The organism is Ferroacidibacillus organovorans, assembly GCF_001516615.1.
In the GTDB taxonomy this organism is placed as follows: Bacteria; Bacillota; Bacilli; order Alicyclobacillales; family SLC66; genus Ferroacidibacillus; species Ferroacidibacillus ferrooxidans_B.
The window spans coordinates 1-20,012 of the sequence record NZ_LPVJ01000048.1; the positions used below are offsets into that span (position 1 = coordinate 1).

At 49.8% G+C, this 20,012-nt stretch carries 24 protein-coding genes, 11 tRNA genes, 1 rRNA gene and 1 pseudogene; 24 read left to right on the top strand and 13 right to left on the bottom strand.

The window, feature by feature from the left end:
• The 14 genes from rrf to ATW55_RS09985 all read left to right on the top strand — a co-directional run.
• Positions 1 to 73: ribosomal RNA gene (rrf, locus tag ATW55_RS17340) — 5S ribosomal RNA — on the top strand; the annotation flags it as partial.
• Positions 74 to 174: 101 nt separating this feature from the next.
• Positions 175 to 1,278, top strand: coding sequence for a glycosyltransferase (locus ATW55_RS09925; protein ID WP_067716618.1), 1,104 nt, complete (start codon positions 175 to 177; stop codon positions 1,276 to 1,278).
• Between the two features lie 98 nt (positions 1,279 to 1,376).
• Positions 1,377 to 1,453 (top strand) — tRNA-Arg (locus ATW55_RS09930).
• 5 nt (positions 1,454 to 1,458) lie between these two features.
• Positions 1,459 to 1,544 (top strand) — tRNA-Leu (locus ATW55_RS09935).
• Positions 1,545 to 1,587: 43 nt separating this feature from the next.
• A tRNA-Ala gene (locus ATW55_RS09940) sits at positions 1,588 to 1,663 on the top strand.
• Position 1,664: 1 nt separating this feature from the next.
• Positions 1,665 to 1,739: transfer RNA gene (locus tag ATW55_RS09945), tRNA-Asn, on the top strand.
• 4 nt (positions 1,740 to 1,743) lie between these two features.
• A tRNA-Glu gene (locus ATW55_RS09950) sits at positions 1,744 to 1,818 on the top strand.
• 32 nt (positions 1,819 to 1,850) lie between these two features.
• A tRNA-Val gene (locus ATW55_RS09955) sits at positions 1,851 to 1,925 on the top strand.
• A 21-nt stretch (positions 1,926 to 1,946) separates the two neighbouring features.
• A tRNA-Met gene (locus tag ATW55_RS09960) sits at positions 1,947 to 2,022 on the top strand.
• 8 nt (positions 2,023 to 2,030) lie between these two features.
• Positions 2,031 to 2,104, top strand: a tRNA-Ile gene (locus ATW55_RS09965).
• Positions 2,105 to 2,210: 106 nt separating this feature from the next.
• Positions 2,211 to 2,630, top strand: a complete 420-nt coding sequence (locus tag ATW55_RS09970) for a hypothetical protein (protein WP_067716621.1) — start codon at positions 2,211 to 2,213, stop codon at positions 2,628 to 2,630.
• Positions 2,631 to 2,721: 91 nt separating this feature from the next.
• Positions 2,722 to 2,815: transfer RNA gene (locus tag ATW55_RS09975), tRNA-Ser, on the top strand.
• A 3-nt stretch (positions 2,816 to 2,818) separates the two neighbouring features.
• Positions 2,819 to 2,895 (top strand) — tRNA-Met (locus tag ATW55_RS09980).
• Between the two features lie 8 nt (positions 2,896 to 2,903).
• Positions 2,904 to 2,979 (top strand) — tRNA-Thr (locus tag ATW55_RS09985).
• Between the two features lie 182 nt (positions 2,980 to 3,161).
• Here the strand turns inward: ATW55_RS09985 and ATW55_RS09990 are convergent.
• The gene (locus ATW55_RS09990; protein WP_067716625.1) at positions 3,162 to 4,004 is read right to left on the bottom strand and encodes an arginase family protein; all 843 of its coding nucleotides are present in this window, start codon (positions 4,002 to 4,004) and stop codon (positions 3,162 to 3,164) included.
• A gap of 181 nt (positions 4,005 to 4,185) precedes the next feature.
• Between ATW55_RS09990 and ATW55_RS09995 the strand changes: the two genes are divergently transcribed.
• Both ATW55_RS09995 and ATW55_RS10000 read left to right on the top strand, forming a co-directional pair.
• Positions 4,186 to 4,791, top strand: coding sequence for a spore coat protein (locus ATW55_RS09995; protein ID WP_235587078.1), 606 nt, complete (start codon positions 4,186 to 4,188; stop codon positions 4,789 to 4,791).
• 216 nt (positions 4,792 to 5,007) lie between these two features.
• On the top strand, positions 5,008 to 6,462 hold the full coding sequence (locus ATW55_RS10000) for an MBL fold metallo-hydrolase (protein WP_067716628.1): 1,455 nt from the start codon (positions 5,008 to 5,010) through the stop codon (positions 6,460 to 6,462).
• Positions 6,463 to 6,561: 99 nt separating this feature from the next.
• On the opposite strand, the gene ATW55_RS10005 is transcribed toward ATW55_RS10000, so the two are convergent.
• The 7 genes and pseudogenes from ATW55_RS10005 to ATW55_RS10030 all read right to left on the bottom strand — a co-directional run bounded on the left by ATW55_RS10005 (position 6,562) and on the right by ATW55_RS10030 (position 9,559).
• Positions 6,562 to 6,864, bottom strand: coding sequence for a rhodanese-like domain-containing protein (locus ATW55_RS10005; RefSeq protein WP_067716632.1), 303 nt, complete (start codon positions 6,862 to 6,864; stop codon positions 6,562 to 6,564).
• Positions 6,865 to 6,916: 52 nt separating this feature from the next.
• Positions 6,917 to 7,210 (bottom strand): rhodanese-like domain-containing protein, encoded by a 294-nt coding sequence (locus ATW55_RS10010; protein ID WP_067716638.1) that lies wholly within the window; start codon positions 7,208 to 7,210, stop codon positions 6,917 to 6,919.
• A gap of 29 nt (positions 7,211 to 7,239) precedes the next feature.
• A pseudogene (locus tag ATW55_RS16815) lies at positions 7,240 to 7,449 on the bottom strand (thioredoxin family protein); the annotation flags it as partial.
• Between the two features lie 12 nt (positions 7,450 to 7,461).
• A complete protein-coding gene (locus tag ATW55_RS10015; RefSeq protein WP_235587080.1) occupies positions 7,462 to 7,890 on the bottom strand; it encodes a hypothetical protein in 429 nt (142 codons plus the stop codon).
• Positions 7,891 to 8,104: 214 nt separating this feature from the next.
• On the bottom strand, positions 8,105 to 8,740 hold the full coding sequence (locus tag ATW55_RS10020; RefSeq protein WP_067716643.1) for an acetate uptake transporter: 636 nt from the start codon (positions 8,738 to 8,740) through the stop codon (positions 8,105 to 8,107).
• A gap of 222 nt (positions 8,741 to 8,962) precedes the next feature.
• Entirely contained in the window at positions 8,963 to 9,259 is a 297-nt protein-coding gene (locus ATW55_RS10025; RefSeq protein ID WP_067716647.1) for a DUF1292 domain-containing protein, read from the bottom strand.
• Positions 9,260 to 9,331: 72 nt separating this feature from the next.
• Entirely contained in the window at positions 9,332 to 9,559 is a 228-nt protein-coding gene (locus ATW55_RS10030) for a hypothetical protein (RefSeq protein WP_067716650.1), read from the bottom strand.
• Between the two features lie 95 nt (positions 9,560 to 9,654).
• Between ATW55_RS10030 and ATW55_RS10035 the strand changes: the two genes are divergently transcribed.
• Positions 9,655 to 10,104 (top strand): hypothetical protein, encoded by a 450-nt coding sequence (locus ATW55_RS10035; RefSeq protein ID WP_067716656.1) that lies wholly within the window; start codon positions 9,655 to 9,657, stop codon positions 10,102 to 10,104.
• A gap of 20 nt (positions 10,105 to 10,124) precedes the next feature.
• On the opposite strand, the gene ATW55_RS10040 is transcribed toward ATW55_RS10035, so the two are convergent.
• Both ATW55_RS10040 and ATW55_RS10045 read right to left on the bottom strand, forming a co-directional pair.
• The gene (locus ATW55_RS10040; protein WP_067716659.1) at positions 10,125 to 10,391 is read right to left on the bottom strand and encodes a DUF3055 domain-containing protein; all 267 of its coding nucleotides are present in this window, start codon (positions 10,389 to 10,391) and stop codon (positions 10,125 to 10,127) included.
• Positions 10,388 to 10,849: an IDEAL domain-containing protein gene (locus ATW55_RS10045; protein ID WP_067716964.1), complete on the bottom strand. Its 462-nt coding sequence runs from the start codon at positions 10,847 to 10,849 to the stop codon at positions 10,388 to 10,390. Before ATW55_RS10045 ends, ATW55_RS10040 begins: the two co-directional genes overlap by 4 nt.
• Positions 10,850 to 11,088: 239 nt before the next feature.
• On the opposite strand from ATW55_RS10045, the gene ATW55_RS16470 reads away from it, so the two are divergent.
• The 5 genes from ATW55_RS16470 to ATW55_RS10065 all read left to right on the top strand — a co-directional run bounded on the left by ATW55_RS16470 (position 11,089) and on the right by ATW55_RS10065 (position 13,895).
• Positions 11,089 to 11,265: a hypothetical protein gene (locus ATW55_RS16470; RefSeq protein WP_162839395.1), complete on the top strand. Its 177-nt coding sequence runs from the start codon at positions 11,089 to 11,091 to the stop codon at positions 11,263 to 11,265.
• 57 nt (positions 11,266 to 11,322) lie between these two features.
• On the top strand, positions 11,323 to 11,901 hold the full coding sequence (gene clpP / locus ATW55_RS10055; RefSeq protein WP_067716665.1) for an ATP-dependent Clp endopeptidase proteolytic subunit ClpP: 579 nt from the start codon (positions 11,323 to 11,325) through the stop codon (positions 11,899 to 11,901).
• Positions 11,898 to 13,034 (top strand): SAM-dependent methyltransferase, encoded by a 1,137-nt coding sequence (locus ATW55_RS10060; protein ID WP_067716668.1) that lies wholly within the window; start codon positions 11,898 to 11,900, stop codon positions 13,032 to 13,034. Before clpP ends, ATW55_RS10060 begins: the two co-directional genes overlap by 4 nt.
• A gap of 61 nt (positions 13,035 to 13,095) precedes the next feature.
• Positions 13,096 to 13,230: a hypothetical protein gene (locus ATW55_RS17025; RefSeq protein WP_268753392.1), complete on the top strand. Its 135-nt coding sequence runs from the start codon at positions 13,096 to 13,098 to the stop codon at positions 13,228 to 13,230.
• A gap of 74 nt (positions 13,231 to 13,304) precedes the next feature.
• Positions 13,305 to 13,895 (top strand): RsfA family transcriptional regulator, encoded by a 591-nt coding sequence (locus ATW55_RS10065; RefSeq protein WP_067716672.1) that lies wholly within the window; start codon positions 13,305 to 13,307, stop codon positions 13,893 to 13,895.
• Between the two features lie 66 nt (positions 13,896 to 13,961).
• Here the strand turns inward: ATW55_RS10065 and ATW55_RS10070 are convergent, their stop codons facing one another.
• Together ATW55_RS10070 and ATW55_RS10075 are read right to left on the bottom strand one after the other, a co-directional pair.
• Positions 13,962 to 14,576: a superoxide dismutase gene (locus ATW55_RS10070; protein ID WP_067716675.1), complete on the bottom strand. Its 615-nt coding sequence runs from the start codon at positions 14,574 to 14,576 to the stop codon at positions 13,962 to 13,964.
• A 76-nt stretch (positions 14,577 to 14,652) separates the two neighbouring features.
• Positions 14,653 to 15,849, bottom strand: a complete 1,197-nt coding sequence (locus ATW55_RS10075) for a trans-sulfuration enzyme family protein (protein ID WP_067716679.1) — start codon at positions 15,847 to 15,849, stop codon at positions 14,653 to 14,655.
• A 241-nt stretch (positions 15,850 to 16,090) separates the two neighbouring features.
• Here ATW55_RS10075 and ATW55_RS10080 point away from each other — a divergent pair, with 241 nt between their 5' ends.
• Positions 16,091 to 17,356 (top strand): Ger(x)C family spore germination protein, encoded by a 1,266-nt coding sequence (locus tag ATW55_RS10080; protein WP_067716683.1) that lies wholly within the window; start codon positions 16,091 to 16,093, stop codon positions 17,354 to 17,356.
• A 46-nt stretch (positions 17,357 to 17,402) separates the two neighbouring features.
• On the opposite strand, the gene ATW55_RS10085 is transcribed toward ATW55_RS10080, so the two are convergent.
• Positions 17,403 to 17,891 carry a hypothetical protein gene (locus tag ATW55_RS10085; protein ID WP_067716686.1) on the bottom strand — a complete coding sequence of 163 codons (489 nt, stop codon included), beginning with the start codon at positions 17,889 to 17,891 and terminating at the stop codon, positions 17,403 to 17,405.
• 248 nt (positions 17,892 to 18,139) lie between these two features.
• Here ATW55_RS10085 and typA point away from each other — a divergent pair, with 248 nt between their 5' ends.
• Entirely contained in the window at positions 18,140 to 19,951 is a 1,812-nt protein-coding gene (gene typA, locus ATW55_RS10090) for a translational GTPase TypA (protein ID WP_067716968.1), read from the top strand.
• The last annotated feature ends 61 nt before the right edge of the window (positions 19,952 to 20,012 follow it).

A 20,012-nucleotide genomic window follows, 5' to 3' on the forward strand; every position in this document is an offset into this window, starting at 1 on the left:
CTCGGCCGTTAAGCCCTCCAGCGCCGATGGTACTTGGACCGCAGGGTCCTGGGAGAGTAGGACGTTGCCAGACAACACAGAGCGACACCTCAGGGTGTCGCTCTTTTTCTATGACGTCTCGCTTTCACGGCTCCCAATGATCTGCTCGATGAGATAATGCGGAGGTGCAAGAATTTGCGCATTTTAATATATGCAGGTCTATTATCTGGACGTGGCGGCACTGAGAATGTGATTGTAAAGATATCAAACGCATTGCAGCGCCGCGGTCATGAAATGTCTTTTTTAACATCCACGCGCGCAGAGGATTGTCAATGGACTACAAAATTGCCTCACGCTATGTTTGCATCCGATTTAGTGCCTGAGATGCGTGCGCCGATTGATGGTGAGCCAGCATTTTTGACTGTCCTGTTAAACACCCAGGCTGCGTTGCGCCTATTGCCAAGACCTGATGTCATTTTATCGATCTATGCGGGCGATAATGCGATACTTGCTGCATCACTCTGTCTGTATCAAAAGCCTCCTGTTTTATTGAGCTGGATGCATAATAGCCTGCGCGTTGCGGCGGATCGGTTTGCGCTTCGCTATGCAGATGGACATCTCGCCATAAGTACTGGCATCAAGAGTCAATTTGCATCGCTCGATCCTCAAAAGCCTGTTCGTGTCGTTTATAATCCAGTTGCTCAGGCTGAAGCAGTTTCGTTAGAGCCACTTTACGAGGAGGGTGTCGTACAATTTGTTTATCTAGGGCGATTTGACATGGTTCAAAAACGTTTGGATGTCATGTTTCAAGGTTTTGCGGCATTAAAAGGTCTTCCTTGGCGCCTTGTCATGATGGGTCACCCTTTTGGTCAGTATGACCAGAGTCAAATTGATCATTTTTTGAAAGAAGCAGGAATATCAGAGCAGGTGGAGTGGCGTGGTTGGCAAGAGAATCCTTGGGGACAGATCACAAAACGATCCGTTCTTGTGCTTACATCTGATTTTGAGGGATTTCCAATGGTGATTCTGGAAGCTCTGTCTCGTGGGCATCTTGTCATTGCAAGTCGCTGTGATACAGGCCCTGAGGACATGATTCGCAGTGGCGAGAATGGGTGGCTGTTTACTCCGGGTTCAATTCAGGAGTTTACGCAGCGCATTCGCGACGTTTTGGATCATGTTGTGGAGATTCCCTCCGTGGAAACATGCCGAAACTCAGTTGAGTTTTTTCATGAGGAGCGTATTGCTGATCGTTATGCGGAAAGCATTGCATCACTTGTGACTGAAATTCAGCATTGTTAAATCTGTTTTAGAGATGGGCTGTATAACCTAAAATGGTTGATGGTTTGTCTTGACAAATGACCGTGCATTTGATATTCTACTCGTGTTCTCTTTTTTAAGTGCCCGTAGCTCAGCTGGATAGAGTACTTGACTACGAATCAAGGGGTCGGGAGTTCGAATCTCTCCGGGCACGCCAGATTTGCCGAAGTGGCGGAATTGGCAGACGCACGCGCCTCAAAAGCGCGCGGGTAACCCCCGTGCCGGTTCGAGTCCGGCCTTCGGCACCATCCCTTTTGGATGATGCATAGACGTATAATATCGTTGAAAGTCGGGGCTATAGCTCAGTTGGTAGAGCGCTTGAATCGCACTCAAGAGGCCAGCGGTTCGAATCCGCTTAGCTCCACCATTCCTCGATAGCTCAGCGGTAGAGCATCCGGCTGTTAACCGGAGGGTCGTAGGTTCAAATCCTACTCGAGGAGCCAGTATGGCCCCATGGTCAAGCGGTTAAGACACCGCCCTTTCACGGCGGGAACAGGGGTTCGAATCCCCTTGGGGTCACCATTTCATTCCTGTTTTTCTCTCTGAGAAGGCAGGGGCGGTTAGCTCAGCGGGAGAGCACTCGCCTCACACGCGAGGGGTCGGCAGTTCGATCCTGCCACCGCCCACCAATTTCCTATAGGCCACCACGACGCGGGGTGGAGCAGTTGGCAGCTCGTCGGGCTCATAACCCGAAGGTCGCAGGTTCGAGTCCTGCCCCCGCAACCAAATTGCTTGGGCCTATAGCTCAGCTGGCTAGAGCGCACGACTGATAATCGTGAGGTCAGAGGTTCAAGTCCTCTTAGGCCCATCACGGATGACTCCTTTGGCAGATCCTGCGCAAAGGTTTTTTTATGTTCTACGGGACAATCCGCGAGGCGTAGGCTCTTGTATAGCGCCGACAAGGAGGACTCTCGATGGATGAGTTGTGGCAATTCCTCGCAGTCATGGCAGCCCTCTCAACGGGATCTCAAGCGATCACGCAACAGATGAAGAAGAGAATTGTTTTTTTGCATTTGCAGGCAAAAGCTAAGCCAAATGACAGTAAGTGGGATGAATTGTACGAAGACGCTCTTCGCAAATTGAATGTGCAATTGTTGTCGGGTGTCAACGGTACGGCGCTTGCGGCACTAGCGCAGGTTCATCCTCTGCAAATTTTGAAGTTGACACCAAGTTGGACGACATGGGGGCCACCTTGGCTTGGGAATACGTTTGACTATCTGTCGGCGGGAGTGTTAGTCGCGTATGGCGGTCCCTGGTTTCATGACCTTTTAGGAATTTTGCGGGAATATAAGGTGCAGTTGAGGAATTTGCCGGTAGCAAAACAAGGAAAATGAGAAGAATGTAAAGGTTTTTGTGATCGAAAGTCGATCGACGAGAGGTTGCGTGATGTGAAGAATTATGGTATATTACCTCTTGTCTTTTGTTGGAGAGATGTCCGAGTTGGTCGAAGGAGCACGATTGGAAATCGTGTAGGCGGTTTAAACCCGTCTCGTGGGTTCGAATCCCACTCTCTCCGCCAGTCGGCGGAGTAGCTCAGCTGGTTAGAGCATACGGTTCATACCCGTAGGGTCGGGGGTTCGAGTCCCTCCTCCGCTACCATGTTTTGTGCCACTTTAGCTCAGTTGGTAGAGCGGCTCACTCGTAATGAGCAGGTCAGCAGTTCGAGTCTGCTAAGTGGCTCCAAAAAGGTTGGTATTTACGTGCTTTCTCAGACCCTTTGAGAAGGCTTTTTTTATTTCTCTTCAATAAGATCCTTCACATCATGGCTACAAGGGGCTGAGCGACGCTCAGCCCCTTGACACGTTGTGTGTTTGACGACCGTCTGGGTGATCCATCTGTGGGGAGTGAGTAAAGTGAGAATTGATTCAAGAGAAAATCGGTTCGCGTGTACATTCTTTCAGGATAGAGAGTACAAGCTGCATTCCTTTGTCTTTTTTATCCAGTTCGGGATTGAAACCTGCAATCTCTATTCCGCGAAGAGTACTGTTTTCTGCGATGGCGCGCACCAAATCAATAACGCTTGCGCTGGTCAATCCGTTAGAATTCGGGAAATCGACTGCTGGCATTTCGTGCGTGTGAATTGCATCCACATCAAGATGAATGAAAGTATCTGCTTTAGGTATGGATGATTTCATCCAACCCTCCAGTTTGTCTTGTTGTACATGATGGATGCCGTATTCTTGTAAGGCTGCTTTCTCGGGCGGTTCCATAAGCTGTGCGCTGATAAGTGTCACTCGATCGCCGTCTAAGATTCGTTCTCGATTGACTGTGTGCCCGACGATACTGGCCAAAGCCATGCCTCCAAGATATCCTGTCGATGATGTCTTTTCGTTTAGAAAGTCTGCGTGAGAGTCAATCCAAAGTAGATGAATGTGAGGGAAGACTTTTTTGATGGCCGAAAACGTACCAAATGCTAGATCACATTCACCGCCGAGTATGATGGAGAACGTATCCTCGCGGATCCAATTTGCAAGTGAAGTGCGAATGGATTCGATGGCGGTTTCAACTTTTGCAAATGAACTTGCCTGCTCTGGCAATTCAATGGGTACGTTACCTCGGTCATGTAGCTCGCTCATGAACTGTGGCGCTTTTGATTGAAGGTAAGTGCGGATGGCATCTGGAGCATTTTTTACTTGGAGGCTTCTTTTGGACAGGTCTGCGGGATACTGAAGTGCCATAGGGATGCCGATGAGTTGGATTTGTTTCAACGGGTGTACCTGCCTCTCTTTTTGGTTAGAATCTCCGCCCGGGAGGATTCTATGTGCGTTTATGGACATGTATGGGGTGATCGCTGCATACATGATTATTCTAATTTGAGGGATACTCAACGAGGGTGATGGATAAGCAAGCATGGATCTACATCGCTACACAGTGTGAGGGGGAATTTTTTTGAACGGTGGCATGATGCCATTCGGAGCGCATGAACTGATTGGGTTGAATGAGGCGCTTATGGCGAAATCCGCGAACATTGAACTCCTGTCTTTCTTGGGTCAACATGTGCAAGATCAGCGACTGAGAAATATGTTAGATCAGCACGCAGAATCGATTCATCATCACTATATGCAGGGTGTTCAACTTTTGCAGGGACAAGCGCAGGGGGCATACGGTAAACCGAGTTTAGCGGAGTCAAACGTGAATTTTTATGGTCAGCCCAAATTGGGGTTGCGCAACCCAAACATGCCGATGCCTCGTCTGAATGCGCAAGCCCCATCTGAGCGATCGATCTGTACGACAGCGCTTAGTCTTTATAAATTCGGCGCAATCGGCTGGACAACGTTTGGTCTTGAGTGCACAAATCCTCAATTGCGCGAGTGGTTTATGAGTGGAACGGCAATGAGTGATAAAATGGCGTATGAAATGTGGAGCTTTATGAATCAAAAAGGGTATTACCAAGTTGTTACGCTTCCGAACGAAACCATTCACGCCATGACGCAGGCGTACACACCTTCACAAATGAACGTGAACCAAAGCACAAATGCTATACAGTATCAATAACCCGTTTGTGGGTAGGACTCTGACGCAACTAAATTTCGTCGGGGTCCTGTCTATTTTCTATAAAAACAGCTGCCGTCTGGAAAACAAGAAAAGGAAGCGTGCAAGATCTTTGAATCGTATTCAAATAGGGTCGAAATAAAAATTGTATATACCTCGTGGGGTATGTGATATAATAGCTTCAGGAATATAAATTTTATGGTACGGAGGGTGATTCGCGTGTTTCTTAAATATTTTTATGATGAGAAATTGGCTCAGGCGTCCTATATGGTCGGCTGTCAGGCGACGGGTGAGGCGCTTGTGATCGATCCGTCGCGCGATGTAACGATGTACGAAGAAACGGCAGTAAAAGAAGGTTTTCGCATTGTTGCGGCAACAGAGACGCACATTCATGCAGATTTTGTCTCTGGTGCAAGAGAGTTGGCTGTAAATGCCGGTGCAAAATTATATCTGTCCGGCGAAGGGGACGCAATATGGCGTCAACAGTATACGGATGGGATTTCTTTTCAGTGGGTGCACGATGGAGATACCTTCAAAATTGGCAATTTGACCTTTGATGTAATGCATACGCCAGGACACACACCTGAGAGTCTGTCGTTTTTAGTGCATGACGGAGGCGGGGGAATTCACAGGGAAGCTATGGGGATTTTTAGTGGAGATTTTGTGTTTGTAGGAGACATAGGACGGCCTGATCTTCTTGAAAAAGCAGTCGGCGTCAGCGGATCCTCCGAACAAGGCGCAAAACAAATGTACCAGTCGATTCAGCGCTTTAAAAAGCTTCCAGATCATCTTCAAGTTTGGCCAGGGCATGGTGCGGGTAGTGCGTGCGGCAAAGCGCTTGGTGCAATTCCCTCTTCAACAGTGGGCTATGAAAAACTCTTTAACTGGGCAATGGCAGATCTCTCAGAGGAAGAGTTTATCCAAAAGTTACTTGAAGGACAGCCTGAGCCACCTCGCTATTTTGCCCAAATGAAAAAACTCAATGTTGAAGGCCCGGCGCTGCTCTCAGATCTTCCTGCGATTCCGCTGATTGACAGCGCTGCTGTAAAAACGGCGATCGCTGAGCGAGGGCAAGTTGTCGATACGCGATCGGCGGCTGCATTTCGCGCGGGTCACTTGCCAGGAACGATAAACATTCCATATAACAAGTCTTTCATTACGTGGGCAGGTTGGTTGCTTTCCTATGAACAGCCGATTTATTTACTCGCAGAGTCGGGGCAGCAATCCAACATTGTTCGTGATTTGCGATCAATTGGATTTGACAATGTGGCAGGTATCGCGTCTCTCGATGTTGTGGATGTTTCGACCATTGGGGGAGAAGAGCTTGAGTCGTATCGGGAGATTACGCCTCAAGAGGCGCTTTCTCTTTTGAAACAGGGTGATGTGACGTGGATTGATGTGAGAAATGATGCGGAGTGGGCAGAAGGCTACATTGATGGAGCAAAACATCTCATGCTTGGCAAACTTCAAGGACGTTTGACTGAACTGCCAGAAGATAAAAATCATCCGATCGTTGTTCAATGCCAATCTGGGGCGCGTTCCTCGATCGCAGCAAGTGTATTGCAGCGTGAGGGATTCAAAAATGTGATCAACATGGCCGGCGGGTTTGGTCGGTGGTTAAAAGAAGAACTTCCATATACGAAGGAGAAGGAAGAAAAAATTCTTAACGCGTAAATGCACTTTGGTGTTTGGTGTGACAGGTATCTGTCACACCTTTTTGTCTATAAAAAACTGTGTGGCTAAATGCCACACAGTTTTTTATAGACGTCACATTTACCGTTCAATTGGGCCATCCCAGCTTGACATTCCACCCATGACATTGTGCAAATGGTTATAGCCGACACTCTGTAAAAACTCACACGCCCTGCTGCTGCGACCACCGCTTAGGCAGATAACGGCTGTCTCACGGTTTGGATCAATTTCTTTATAGCGTGAAGAAATTTGACCTAAAGGGATATTGACAGCGCCTGGAATATGCCCCGCCGCAAACTCTCCCGGTTCTCTCACATCGATGATTTGTAGATTTTTGTTCTTCTTCATATTTTCTTTTACATCAATTGACATCCATTGCAACATGCCTGAAACATCCTTTCTAATCGCTTCTTATTTTACAAATCATGCAAAACCATCAGGCGCTCCAGGCAGCCAGACCGCCAGAAAGAGACTTTGTACGTAAAAAACCACGTTCGCGTAAGATCTCACAGGCTTGTGCACTGCGATTGCCTGAGCGGCAGACGACAATGACATCCTTGTCTCGCTCAATCTCGTCGAGACGAAAAGGCAACTCAGCCAGTGGTATCAGGGTTGAACCCTCAATGTGACTCGCGCGGTATTCTGCGATTTCACGCACATCAATGATCTGCGCATCCCTACGGTAGAGGTGACTTTTCAGTTCTGTGACATTGATGCTCGGGCAACTCAAGACCTTTGACTCCTTTTCAATAAGATGACTTACATAGCGCCTGTCGCCTGAAGAATCGTTTCAAGGAACTTCTTTTCCGGCGCCGCGCCTTCCATGCTTTTTACTTCATTGATGATTGTCTTTGGCACACCGTAAACTTGGTAGCGATTGGAGAGTTCATGAAACTCTGTTGCTTCAACCATGTCTGCTGTGATTGCATCGCTTACAAAAGCTGCCATATGCGCAAGCCGCACCGCGGCTGGGCAATAAGGTCAGGTAGGTGTGACAAATACTTGCAAATGGACCTGTTCTTTAATGGCTTGCAGTGCATCAAGCGTTTGCTGCGACAGGTTTGTCTTTCCGGTTGACACCATCTCGATGTCTTCAAGCAGTGTGGCAAATTCATAACCGGAAGGTATTCCATAAAAACGAATCCCATAATCCTTCCCCTCATCATTAGAGAGAACAAGTGCTGGAATTCTTGTGATTCGGTGTGCTTTTACGACATCTGTGTCCGTATGAAAGTTAAACACCTCAAGCTCGACATGTGGCGAGAGTGCCGTGAGTTCTTCCATCAACTGCTTCATATCGGCACAGGTCGGACAGTCGATCGCCGCTTCAAAGAGAAGCAGTTTCACGGGCTTGCTCAATGACTCAAAGCGAGATCGAATGATTTCTTGCTCTTTTGGTCCGATGAACATAAGAACACTCCTTAAAGGATCTGTTCAATCATTGGTGGTGAGTTACAACACCAAATGATTAGCTCGATTATATACCCATACGGGTATATGTCAAGTCTGCAGTTATAGATTAACCATTTTTCTGCATGCGATGCATACGAAAAGGGGGATCCTCCACATTGAAGTGGAGGATCCCCCTGTAGCCAGAGAAAATTGATTAACAAGAAATAGGCGATTACTTCTTGACAGGCCCGTTTGAGAGCACAGCGCGACCATAGGTGGAATTGATAAGGTCTGCGCCTGCGTGGTAAAAGCCGAGGATCGAAAACAGAATGGTTGTCCACCCACCAAATGTGGTGAACCCGGAAAGGCCAGAACCCGCCCCGATACTCAAAAGAATAAATGTGACGAGGAGGAGGAAAAAGATGGAGATGAGCACGCGATCTGTTTTCAAGGATGCGATAAAGAAGAAGAAGGTCAATATGGCAAACATCGCGAGAAAGAGGCTCACAGCAGATCCAATGTCGCTTGGTGTCATCATTTTGGCAAACCAGATTTCGATGCCTCCAAAGATAACCCAGAACGCTCCGTATGTGCCAAATACCATGGTGCCAAATGTATTGCCTCGAATAAATTCGAGAACGCTGACCAATAATTGAATCATTCCACCAAAGAAGAATGCGGCAGGAAATACGACAGCGACACCACCGCTGTGAAGCAATCCCGCATTATATACGCCTAGCATAAAGGATGTCGCAGAAAATGCGCCTACAGCAAGCGGACCGGGATCAGCGAATTTTGATACTGCTGTGGGTGTTTCAACAGGCGACAGATTGGATGCAGTCGCAAGACCTACGACGTTTTCGGACATTTAGACTTCAGCTCCCTTTGATACTATAGTATGAAATCTACTTCTTGCTCCTTTCTGTTTTTTTATGCATATGATAACGCTTACAGTTTTATGATCATAACACGAATGGAGAATCCTGACAAGCGGGTGAATTCGGCATTGACAGAAAACGAAGGAAAACAAAAAGGCTGCCGAATGGATTTCGACAGCCTCGTATGATGTGCGTGAATGCGGGCATTCGAATCAGGCTTCGTCTTCTTCGAGAAGCGAGTTGTAGACCTTCTCAACCTCAGTCCACTCAGCGTCGTCTTCAATCGCTTCAAAGTCAACGGTCTCAACGCCATCGACTGTTTTTTCTTCGACGCGGAAAATGAATCCTTCTTCCGAGCTGCCGTCTGCTGACATGAGTACGGCGTACATGCGCTGATTGACTTCAAATGTTTCTGCGACAATAAATTCATGCTCATTGCCATCCTCGTCTTCGAGGATAATAATCTGTTCTTCCATCTCGTCTACTTCATGTTCATCGTCATGAGCCATAGCAGGGATAAGCCTCCCGTGTAATCCTTTATTTTCTAACTACGTCATGATACAGGAATGGTTTTCTAAAGGTCAAGCTGTGTGCTGCGAATGCGCGTGTCGCCCCTCATAATGGTGGTGCTTTACGTTATACTTTTTGAAAGGCTCATCGCGCAGGTTATCCATGCGATCGGTCCACACACCCAGTGCGATTCCGACAATGAGCATGATCATCGTGACGAGTGTTTGATGAAGAATGAATCCAACCAGCGCAAACAGAAAGACTAACGAATAAAAGATGTATCGCGTTTTGCGTGACATCCTTGCGCCTCCTTTTCAAACATTATACTGTAGAATAACGCAGTGTTCGAACACTTGTGTCACACAGCGATCACCGGTTTCAAGGGGGATTGAGGATGATTCCATCGATACAGTTTCAAGGCGCGGAACACTGTGCGTTCTATTTTGAAGATGTCCATTTGATGCTTGTACAATTTGAGCGCGAGTCGTTTCGCATGCTGTATCTTCTCACAGGGCAAACGGGAGATGCGCTTACACTTTCGTTTCCTGGAAGTTTGTATACAGAACAGGTGATGGAGCAGGTTGAACGCATTTTTTTTGTTGAATTGAACGAACTGCAACGCGAACCTGTGCGTTTAGCTTTGGGTGCGTATTTCCCTGTCGGTTCAAATCGGGTGGGCGCCTATTATGAACGTGGATCGGATGAGACCACCCTTTACTTTTTGCGCATTGTTGGAGATGCGCCGGACGTGACGCTGGAAACAATAGAAGATCCGAGCGAGCACCGAGCGGTGGCAGAAGCATTTCAGACACGTTATCAGAATGTGTTTTTCATTGAAAAATAGCCGACGATCTGCATCAACGGTCACACGCAGTCGGGGAGAATGGCGCTAAGTTCTGAGGCTTCCTCTACATTAACATGAAAAACGTGCATGAGCAGTTCGACATTCTCGCAATCCTCACGGTCAAGCACGCCTGACCGTCCATTCGTCAAGTTTGTGACAAGCGATTTGCCGAAAAAGTGGGTTGATTTGGTGATGGCCAGATCGTAGCGCCCGACCTGGCCGAGAATTCCGATAAATCGAGTCTCTGTTGTCTCTTGTTCATCATACATCACATCTTCTTCGATCACAGTGTGACTCCTTTTTCTTGATCCATCATCGTCTGAAGCGTTGCGCTCAATTGGTAAAAACGTTGCCTGTCACCTTTGTCAAGCGCCTCATCAATTTCGGCGCGCAGTGTCTCTCGTGAGTTTACACGCGCGGCGATCTCATCAATCAAATCGTTGACAAAAGGCGGTATCGGCATCGGTGGCAAATTCGTGTAAATGTAAAGCGTCTCAGGTGTTGTAAAAAACTGTTGCAGCGCTTTTAGGATCTCATGGGGTTGCGACAGCTTGACGGACGCACCTTGGATCTGCAGACGAGCGATCATGCCTTGGCGGGCGAGAATCAGCAAAGGGACATTTTCAAGTGCAACATTCGTCAGCGTCGTTTGATCGCGGTGCATGTGAACCAAATCCATCACGCGGTCTGCTCCTGAAGGTAAAAGTTTAAGCCTGAGGCCATCGACTTCATTTTGTGTCAACATGGCGATCGACACCCCTCGTTGGTTCTCCTGTCATGAGCCAGGGCCTGCTATCAGTGTAGGGCAAGCTTGACGCGACTTAAACCTGGATTTCCTCTATTATTGTGCGAATTGTGTTCAGCCGTCAAGAAGCAAGTGCCTATGTTCTGGGTGATGAGCCAGGGGAAATCGCAAAAACTGGAAGATCGGATTGCGCAGCTACAGGACACACTACGGACAGAAAAAAAGTGTGGGGGGATATTGTGGCAAGGCAAACCTGGATTTACTGGGCAGGGCTTTACGCGAATAAGTTTGAGGCATACTGTGCGGCACTCTGGGTAGAGGGTGAGCGCCGGATTTACGGACGAAAGGTTCCGGCAGAGGTCCAGCTATATCAGACAGACCGCGGTAAATACGGGATCCGCTTTCGCACGATGTGATTATGCTATAATCTCTTCACGTACATAGGAAATGTGCCTTGTCTGGAGGGATTTTTAATGAGTTACGTACCGACAATTATTGAGCAGACCAGCCGCGGCGAGCGAGCGTATGATTTGTACTCTCGCTTGCTTAAGGAGAGGATCGTCTTTCTTGGCAGTGAAATCGACGATGATGTCGCAAACGCCATCGTCGCGCAGCTGCTGTTTCTCGCTTCGGAAGACCCCGAGAAGGATATCGTCATGTATATTAATAGCCCTGGCGGGAGTGTTTCTGCGGGACTTGCGATTTACGACACGATGCAACTGATAAAACCGGATGTCGCAACGATCGTGGTGGGTCTTGCCGCCTCAATGGGAGCGATTCTTTTGACGGCTGGCGCAAAAGGAAAGCGGTCTGCGCTTCCCAACAGCGAAGTGATGATTCACCAACCGCTGGGAGGAAGGCAGGGTCAGGCGAGTGATATCGCGATCGCGGCAAAGCATATCCTAAAGACGAGGGACCGTCTTAACCAAATTCTTGCAGACACGACAGGTCAGCCGCTGGAACAGGTTGAGCGTGACACAGATCGAGACAATTTCATGTCTGCGGAGGACGCACTGGCCTATGGATTGATCGATCGGATTCTGAAACCGTGAAGAGCGTTCCGTTCTCTGACTTTATGAATAATGCGCTGTATGGTGAATCAGGCTACTACATGACGGATCGCAATCGCTTCGGTCGGAGTGGAGACTTTTACACGAGCGCACAGGTTTCCCCGATTTTTGGACGGTTGCTTGCGCTGTATCTCTTAAAAGGGGCTCCTTCCGGGGAGCCTCTTTCACTTGTCGAGATGGGGTGTGGGGATGGAGACCTGGCCGTCTCCCTTCTCCTGGGATTCATCGCTTTATCCGATAGGACACAGAAAATCCGCTACGCCGGCATCGATCGTTCCTCGGTGGCGATAGCGCGCACACAGGAGCGGCTTAAAAGTGCGCTGACTGTGCAGTGTTCGGGTGACCGCGTGGAGTGGTTGACCTGCACATCGGTTGATGAACTTATGGCGCGCGATTCGACGTTTCGCGGAGCGTTTCTCATTGGCAATGAGGTGCTTGATGCGCTTCCCTGTGAGCGGCTTGAGGTGGATCTTGCGAAAATTCCTGATAAATTCGCGAATGATTCAAACGTGTTCGTATCACGCACTGTGCGCGAAGGGCGCGTGATTGAAAATCACTGCGGGGATGGGAAGTCTTTTGCGATGACGTATACAGTGCAGCCTCATTTGAACGCAAGTGCGTACGCCGAGGCGCATGTATTTCCACTTGTTCAGTCAGGTCACCTCTCTATAGAGGGAGTTCACCAGTTTGAGGCGCCGATTTTTTATCGTCCCTTCTTACAATCGATTGTGAATACGCTCGCGCCGCGCACAATGATTCTGCTGGACTATGGAGGAGAGACGGTGGATGTCATCGGGGATGATCGACCACACGGTAGCTTGCGCGGCTATTTGAAGCATCAGCTTGTAAGCCCTCTTTTTTCGCCTGGCAACGTTGACATCACATATGATGTTGATTTTTCGCATGTGTGTGAGATTCTCGAGGGTATGGGCTATTTCGTCGAACCGCTGATGCGTCAAGGTCCCTTTCTCATGGGCATCATCTCTAATCTGGACGACGCGTCGCGCGTGATTGAAGAGGGTGAATATGCAGCGCTTAAACACCTTGTGATGCCAGGCGGTCTCGGTGATCGCTTTGTCGTCTGTGTGGCACATAGGGATAAGCCGACGGTTTGATCATCACACTAAGGATCATGTGATCAAATCGGGGGTGGCTGGCTTGCGTAGGTGGATTCTGATGAGACAAATGGTGATCTTTGTATTGCAGCTTTTTGCGATTTATTTCGCGGTAAAACGCATGCCGTCAAATCTCCGCTTTAAGACAGCGTTTGCGCTTTTAAATTCTTTGCGAAAGGATCGAATGGGACTGTAAGTTTTGTTCCTATGCCGCACATTTCATGCATATACATTCTGCTAAGGACTCCGTCCAGGGAGGTCATGCGCAGGATGAAAACAGTGCGACAAGATGCGTGGACAGAGGAGGATGACAACAAACTCGCAGAAATCATCCTTCGACACATACAAAACGGCGGTACACAACTTGCTGCGTTTGATGTTTGTGCCGAACTCCTCGGCCGCACGCCAGCCGCATGCGGATACCGCTGGAATGCGTGTGTCCGAAAGCTCCATTTACACGAGATTGACGCGGCTAAACAAAAGAGAAAAGAAAAAAAAAAGGAGGAACACGCTGAGGCGTATGATGAACTGAGTTCGCCCGGGGGAGATGAGATTGTCTCGTGGAACGCCGTTTTTCGCTTTCTGCGACATCGCCGTCACGAATTGCAAGCGATTAAGGCGCGAATTCGTCAAATGGAGCGTGACAGTGAAACGTTTCGTCAGGAGTCAGAAAAACTTCGCCGAGACAAAACGCATTTGCTTGAACAACTGGAGTTGCTTGAAAAGGAGCATGCCGTGATCAGCGAAGATTATCGAACGCTCCTTGGCATCGTTGAACGTGCGCGAAAACTTCAGTGGAAAGTAAATGATATACATAATGATGAGGGCGTGCCTGATTCAACAGATGAAGAAAAAAGGTAAAGACCACATACAAAAAGCCCAGCGATAAAACCGCTGGGCTTTTTGTAAAGGGCATGACGGATTCGTTTACGCTTTTGCAGCCTCGAGATTGGAAGCAACCTGCGACCAATTGACGACATTGAAAAAAGCGCTGATATAGTCGGCGCGTTTGTTTTGGTATTTCAGATAGTAGGCGTGTTCCCAAACGTCGAGTCCGAGGATTGGCGTTTGTCCGTCCATTAAAGGATTGTCTTGATTGGCTGTGCTAACGATCGCGAGCTTGCCTTGCTGATCCACGACAAGCCATGCCCAGCCGCTGCCAAAACGCGTGGTTGCCGCTTTTGAAAATTCTTCCTTGAATTTCGCAAAGCTTCCAAATTGGGCATTTATCGCATCAGCCAAAGCGCCAGTCGGTTCGCCGCCGCCATTGGGGCTGAGAATCGTCCAGAAGAGGTTGTGATTGATAAATCCGCCGCCGTTGTTGCGCACCGCGGTGCGGATGCCTTCTGGCAATGAATTGAGATTTTTAATCAGGTCTTCCGCAGAGCGCGCTTGCAGATCGGGATGTGCCTCAAGCGCCGCGTTCAAGTTATTTGTGTACGTAACGTGATGTCCGTCGTGGTGCACCGTCATGGTTCGCGCGTCAATGTGTGGTTCCAGCGCATCAACAGCATAAGGAAGTGCAGGTGTTTGAAAAGCCACTTCGATCCCATCCTTTCAGTTCTTATGTAGGCAATACTCCCTAAGTATAGCACAAATTCGCATACTGTCATTTTCATCAGGCTTCACTGCGCTTTAAAGGTGCGAGCGCCTCGGCGAACTCTGATGTCAAATCTGCGATGTCCTCAATCCCTACAGAAATGCGAATGAGTCCTCGTGTAATGCCAAATGCGCTCCGTTCTTCTTCCGTAAACCCGCGGTGAGACGTTGTGTACGGATGAGAAAGGGTGGTTGTCACACCGGCGAGCGATGGGGCAAACGGGATGGATGGAAGGCGATGCATGATCTCATCGACGATCACCAGGTCATCTGGGACCCGGATGCTCAGCATTGCGCCATAGCGATTGTGAAACTGGTGTTTGGCGAGCTCATGCCCAGGGTGTGTCGCAAGACTCGGGTGAATCACCTCACAACATGAGAGCGCTACGAGAAACGCGGCGAGCTTTGTGGCGTTCTCACACTGCTTCTCAACGCGCAAGCTGAGTGTCTTGACGCCGCGCGCGACAAGCCATGCATCAAATGGGGTCTGTGCCGTACCGATTGCGACAGACGTCTGACGAATCTCCTCTATCAATGGATCATTGGCGCAGACAACACCGCCGCTTACATCACTGTGTCCTCCCATGTATTTTGTCGTACTGTGAACCACGATGTCTGCACCTAAGGATAAAGGGGTGATGAGTGCCGGTGTGGCAAAGGTATTATCGATCATCAGAAGTGCACCAAAGCGGTGGCAGATCTCTGCAGTTTTCGCAATGTCGAGAATGGTGAGCAGCGGGTTGGCGATACTCTCGCCGATGACCAGTTTAGTTTTGCGTTCAAGCGCACGCTTGAGTGTCGGCTCGTCCGTCAAATCGAGCAGCGACATGGACACCCCGAAGCGGGCAAGAACGGTCCGCAGCAAGACAAGCGTACCGCCATAAATGTCCTGAGAGAGAATCACGTGATCTCCCGCAGCGCAGACACTCAGGACGGCGGCAGAGATTGCGCCCATCCCACTTGCGGCGCTCACTGCGCCTGACGCGTTTTCAAGCGCAGCGAGTGCATTCTCAAGCACTGTACTGTTGGGGTGTCCGTTTCTGCCATAAAGATAGCGACCGTTGGGCTTTGCCTCGTAATACTCCAACACATCGCAGGTGTCATCGAAACGGTAGACGGATGACTGGTAAATCGGTGTCACTTCTGGTCGCGGCGCTTCCCCGTGAAGATGTGTTTCGTCAAGCCGCGCCGCGCGTGTTGCGAGGTGTTTCTCCATGAGGGCGTCTACTCCTTTTTTGTGGCGATGTGTCCATTCGCGACCCAAGTGTTTAAAAACCTCTCGGACGATCGCTGCATCTTCGTCTACTTTACCTCTTAAAAGGATCGCGCTCAACGCAATCCTGCATGTGGATCAGTGCTTCACATGCTTTTATGCGGTTGGGGAATTATGAAGATGTTGGGATGTACCATGCGCGCATCCGTAGGCGTGGGGGTGGCATGCGACAGGAGGTTAGGGCATGAAGGTGAAACAGGCGGCCAGTCTCTTGATTGGACTTGGTCTGTCGCTCGGTCTTACGGGCTGTTATGACCGTACAGAGCTTGAAGAACAAGCGTTCATGGTCACGATGGGAATTGACCGTTCACCAGATCAAAAGGTGATTGCGATCGGCAGGATTGCGGTGCCAAGCAAACTGTCTGGATCAAGCAGTGGGAGTGGGGGAGGTGGCGGGGATTTTCAATCGGGAACTCCGATTGTCTCGGCGAGTGGCTACACGTTGAATGAAGCGTTAAACGTCATGAATACCGGAGTAGAGCGAACGATCAATCTGTCTCATCTGGCGGCTGTATTGGTCAGCGAAAATGTCGCGCGCCAAGGCATGCTTCCCTATTTAAATACATTAACTAGGTATCGCGAGTTTCGCAGGACACTGTTTTTATTTATCACAAAAGGTGCGATCTCCGATATTTTTTTACACGATAAACCGGTTTTGGAGACGTCCGCAACACGAGTGATAGAAGATCTTCAAACAACGGCAACGCGCACAGGGTTTGCGCCCCCGATGCAGGTTCACCAGTTTCTTACGGGACTGGAAACGCCAAATGAAGATCCGATCGCTCCTGTGCTCTCTGTGAATGAAAACGTGGCCGCGCAAAAAGAGAAGACAGCTGGATCGACAGAGACGCTGTCTACCAAGGAGAAAGGTGATATACCAGGCGAGGTTAACCGAAGCGGCGGCAACCCGGTCGAGGATGTGGGTACTGCCGTTTTCCGCGGTGACAAGATGGTTGATTTATTGACAGGTGAACAGACGCGCAGTCTGCAGTTGCTGTCTGGATCTGCGGGGCGCTTGATTTTGAGCGTCCCTTCGCCGATTCACAAAGGGGCACATGTCTCTCTGGCGTTGCGTTACGGCAAGCCGCTTCATGTGCGTTTGACGCTGCGTCCGCATCCGGTTCTCACGATCAAGCAGTCTTTTGAGGCGGAACTCCTTGGCGATGAGTCGAACGGGAATTTTGTGCCGCCTGCCAATCGTCGAAAGCTTGCAAGCGCGCTTGGCGCAATGATTCATGAGAGAGAGATGCTTTTGATCCAGCGCTTGTTCAGCCAGGATCGAGCAGATCCATTTCACTTCTTTCGCTATGCGCGAGATCAGTTTCCGACCAATCAGGCACTGCTAGCCTATAACTGGCATAAGCAACTTCCCACTGTGAAGGTGCTGCTAAGCGTTGAGACGAATGTCCGCAGGCTGGGAACGCAACTCGCCCCTCCTTCTATCCCGTGACACAGCAACGCGCAAAAGAACTCCGTTTTTTCGAATCGTTCCTTCTTCACTGCAGAGGACGGGGCGGTGTGTGAATGGCGATCGGCCTCCCCGTTAACGGATCGCGCACATAGCGAGGGCGTTCGCGCAGGGGCGCAGGGGCTGTCGTCTGGTTCGTGGTATTTTTTGGATCCTCCTGTTTGGCAGATGGAACGTCAATGGCGCTGTGATTGTCAACAGATTTTTTAGACGCGGTGTCGGATGTGGGTTCGGATGCGGTCGTTTCATCATCTTTGGTCGATCGATAAAGCGTTCCGGCCAGTGAGATCATCATCTGTAAAAGCGCTGGATTCTCAACCATCGTTCGCAGAATTTCACTGTTGTGAATCGGCTTTGGCCAAACGTTTTGGCGAAGTGTCGCAGCCAGCTGCGTGACAAGCTCCAGGTATTCGCGCTGTGTGAGCCCGAGTGCGCGACTCTCTGAGGCAAGTCGTTTTCTAATGGTTTGCGTCAGTGCAGCTGTATGTTTTTTATTCTTTCGCGTGTTTTTTTTCATTCAGCACCTCAAATTCGCGGAATACACCGCAGATACGTGATGTCACGTTAGGGATGAAAGAAAGGATGGGAATGAATCAATCCATGCGCGCTATCGCCTATACTCTCGCCGTATTACTCCTTCTCGTCAGCATATGGTTTGGCTTTAAATATGGTTCGGGGGCTCGCTGATTGCAGAATTCTATGATACAATGAAGTGTCAATCTCCATTGGCAACTTTGATGAAGGTGGAATCTTCCGTTGAAATTGATGAGAAACTTGGCCATTATTGCGCACGTAGACCACGGGAAAACGACGCTTGTCGACCAAATGCTGCGGCAATCGGGTGTTTTTCGAGAGAATGAGCACCTGGTAGAGCGCGTGATGGACTCGAATGACCTGGAACGCGAGCGCGGGATCACCATTCTTGCGAAAAACACGGCGATCACGTATCAAGAAACGCTCTTGAACATTGTCGACACACCGGGGCACGCTGACTTTAGCGGCGAGGTTGAACGCATTTTGAAGATGGTCGATGGCGTGTTGCTTGTTGTCGACGCGTTTGAAGGCTGCATGCCGCAAACAAAGTTTGTCTTGCGCAAGGCGCTTGAGCAGGAGTTGAAGCCAGTCGTTGTCGTCAACAAGATCGACCGTCCGATGGCGCGCCCGCTTGAGGTTGTCGATGAGGTGCTCGAACTCTTTATGGAACTTGGCGCAAATGACGAGCAGATCAACTTTCCTGTCGTTTACGCATCGGCGATTCGCGGCATCTCAACGCTTGACCCGGACGTAGAGGGAAAGGATTTTCGCCCGCTGTTTGACACCATTTTGGAAACGATCCCGGCACCCAATGTGGATGAGTTCGCACCACTTCAGTGGCAGGCGAGCATTCTTGACTACAATGAGTTTATGGGGCGCATTGGGATTGGCCGCATCGCGCGCGGTAAGGTGCAGTCTGGGCAAACGGTGGTTGTCCTCAAAGCGGATGGAACGTCAGCCAATCAGCGCATCAGCAAGTTGTACGGGTTTCAAGGATTGCGCAGAGTGGAGTGGGCAGAGGCTGAGGCGGGAGATATTGTCGCCATCGCCGGTCTTGGCGACTTGATGGTCGGCGACACCGTGGCGGACGTCAACTTTCCGGAGGCGCTTCCAAGCCTCTCGATTGAAGAGCCTTCGCTGCAAATGACGTTTTCGGTCAATGACAGTCCGTTTGTCGGGCGAGATGGTCAACATGTCACCTCCCGCAAACTGCGCAGCCGTCTTTATGCAGAACTAGAGCGGGATGTCAGCTTGCGCGTCGAGGATACGGAGAGCCCGGATTCACTCCTTGTCTCGGGACGCGGTGAGTTGCACCTCTCCATTCTTATCGAAACGATGCGCCGCGAGGGGTACGAATTGCAGGTCTCCAAACCGCGCGTCATTTTTCGCCGCAGCGAGACGGGCGAACTGCTTGAGCCGATTGAACATCTTGTCATTGACGTGCCGGAGGAATACGTGGGAACGGTGATGGAGAAGCTTGGGACGCGTCGCGCAGAGATGGTGCAGATGGTGCCGAGCGACTCGAACACGCGACTCGAATTCTATGTTCCCGCGCGCGGTTTGATCGGGTTTCGCAATGAGCTTCTCTCGGCGACGCGCGGCTACGGGATCATGCATCACACGTACCACGGTCACGAGCCGTATCGCGGGGACATTCCAGAGCGACAAAACGGTGTTCTGGTTGCGAGTGAGGCGGGCACCTCGACGGCGTATGCGATCAGTTCGGTCGAAGAGCGCGGCACACTTTTCATCGCGCCTGGCGCCGAGATTTATGAAGGCATGGTCATCGGCGAGAATTCGCGCGATCAGGATTTGGTTGTCAACGTCTGTCGAGAAAAGCATATGTCAAACGTTCGCTCTGCGACGAAAGATGACACCGTACGGCTCAAAACGCCGCGCACACTGTCGCTGGAAGAAGCGCTTGAGTATCTCGCGGAAGACGAATTATGTGAAATTACGCCGCACTTTGTGCGGATTCGCAAACGTGTGCTAAAGAAATCGGATCGCGAAAAAGCGCAAAAGATGTCCTCGCAGCGCGTCTAACGCAAAGGTGACACCGTTGTGAAAAAAGTAAAGCGGCTTTCCGTCGTGTGACTGGCGGGGA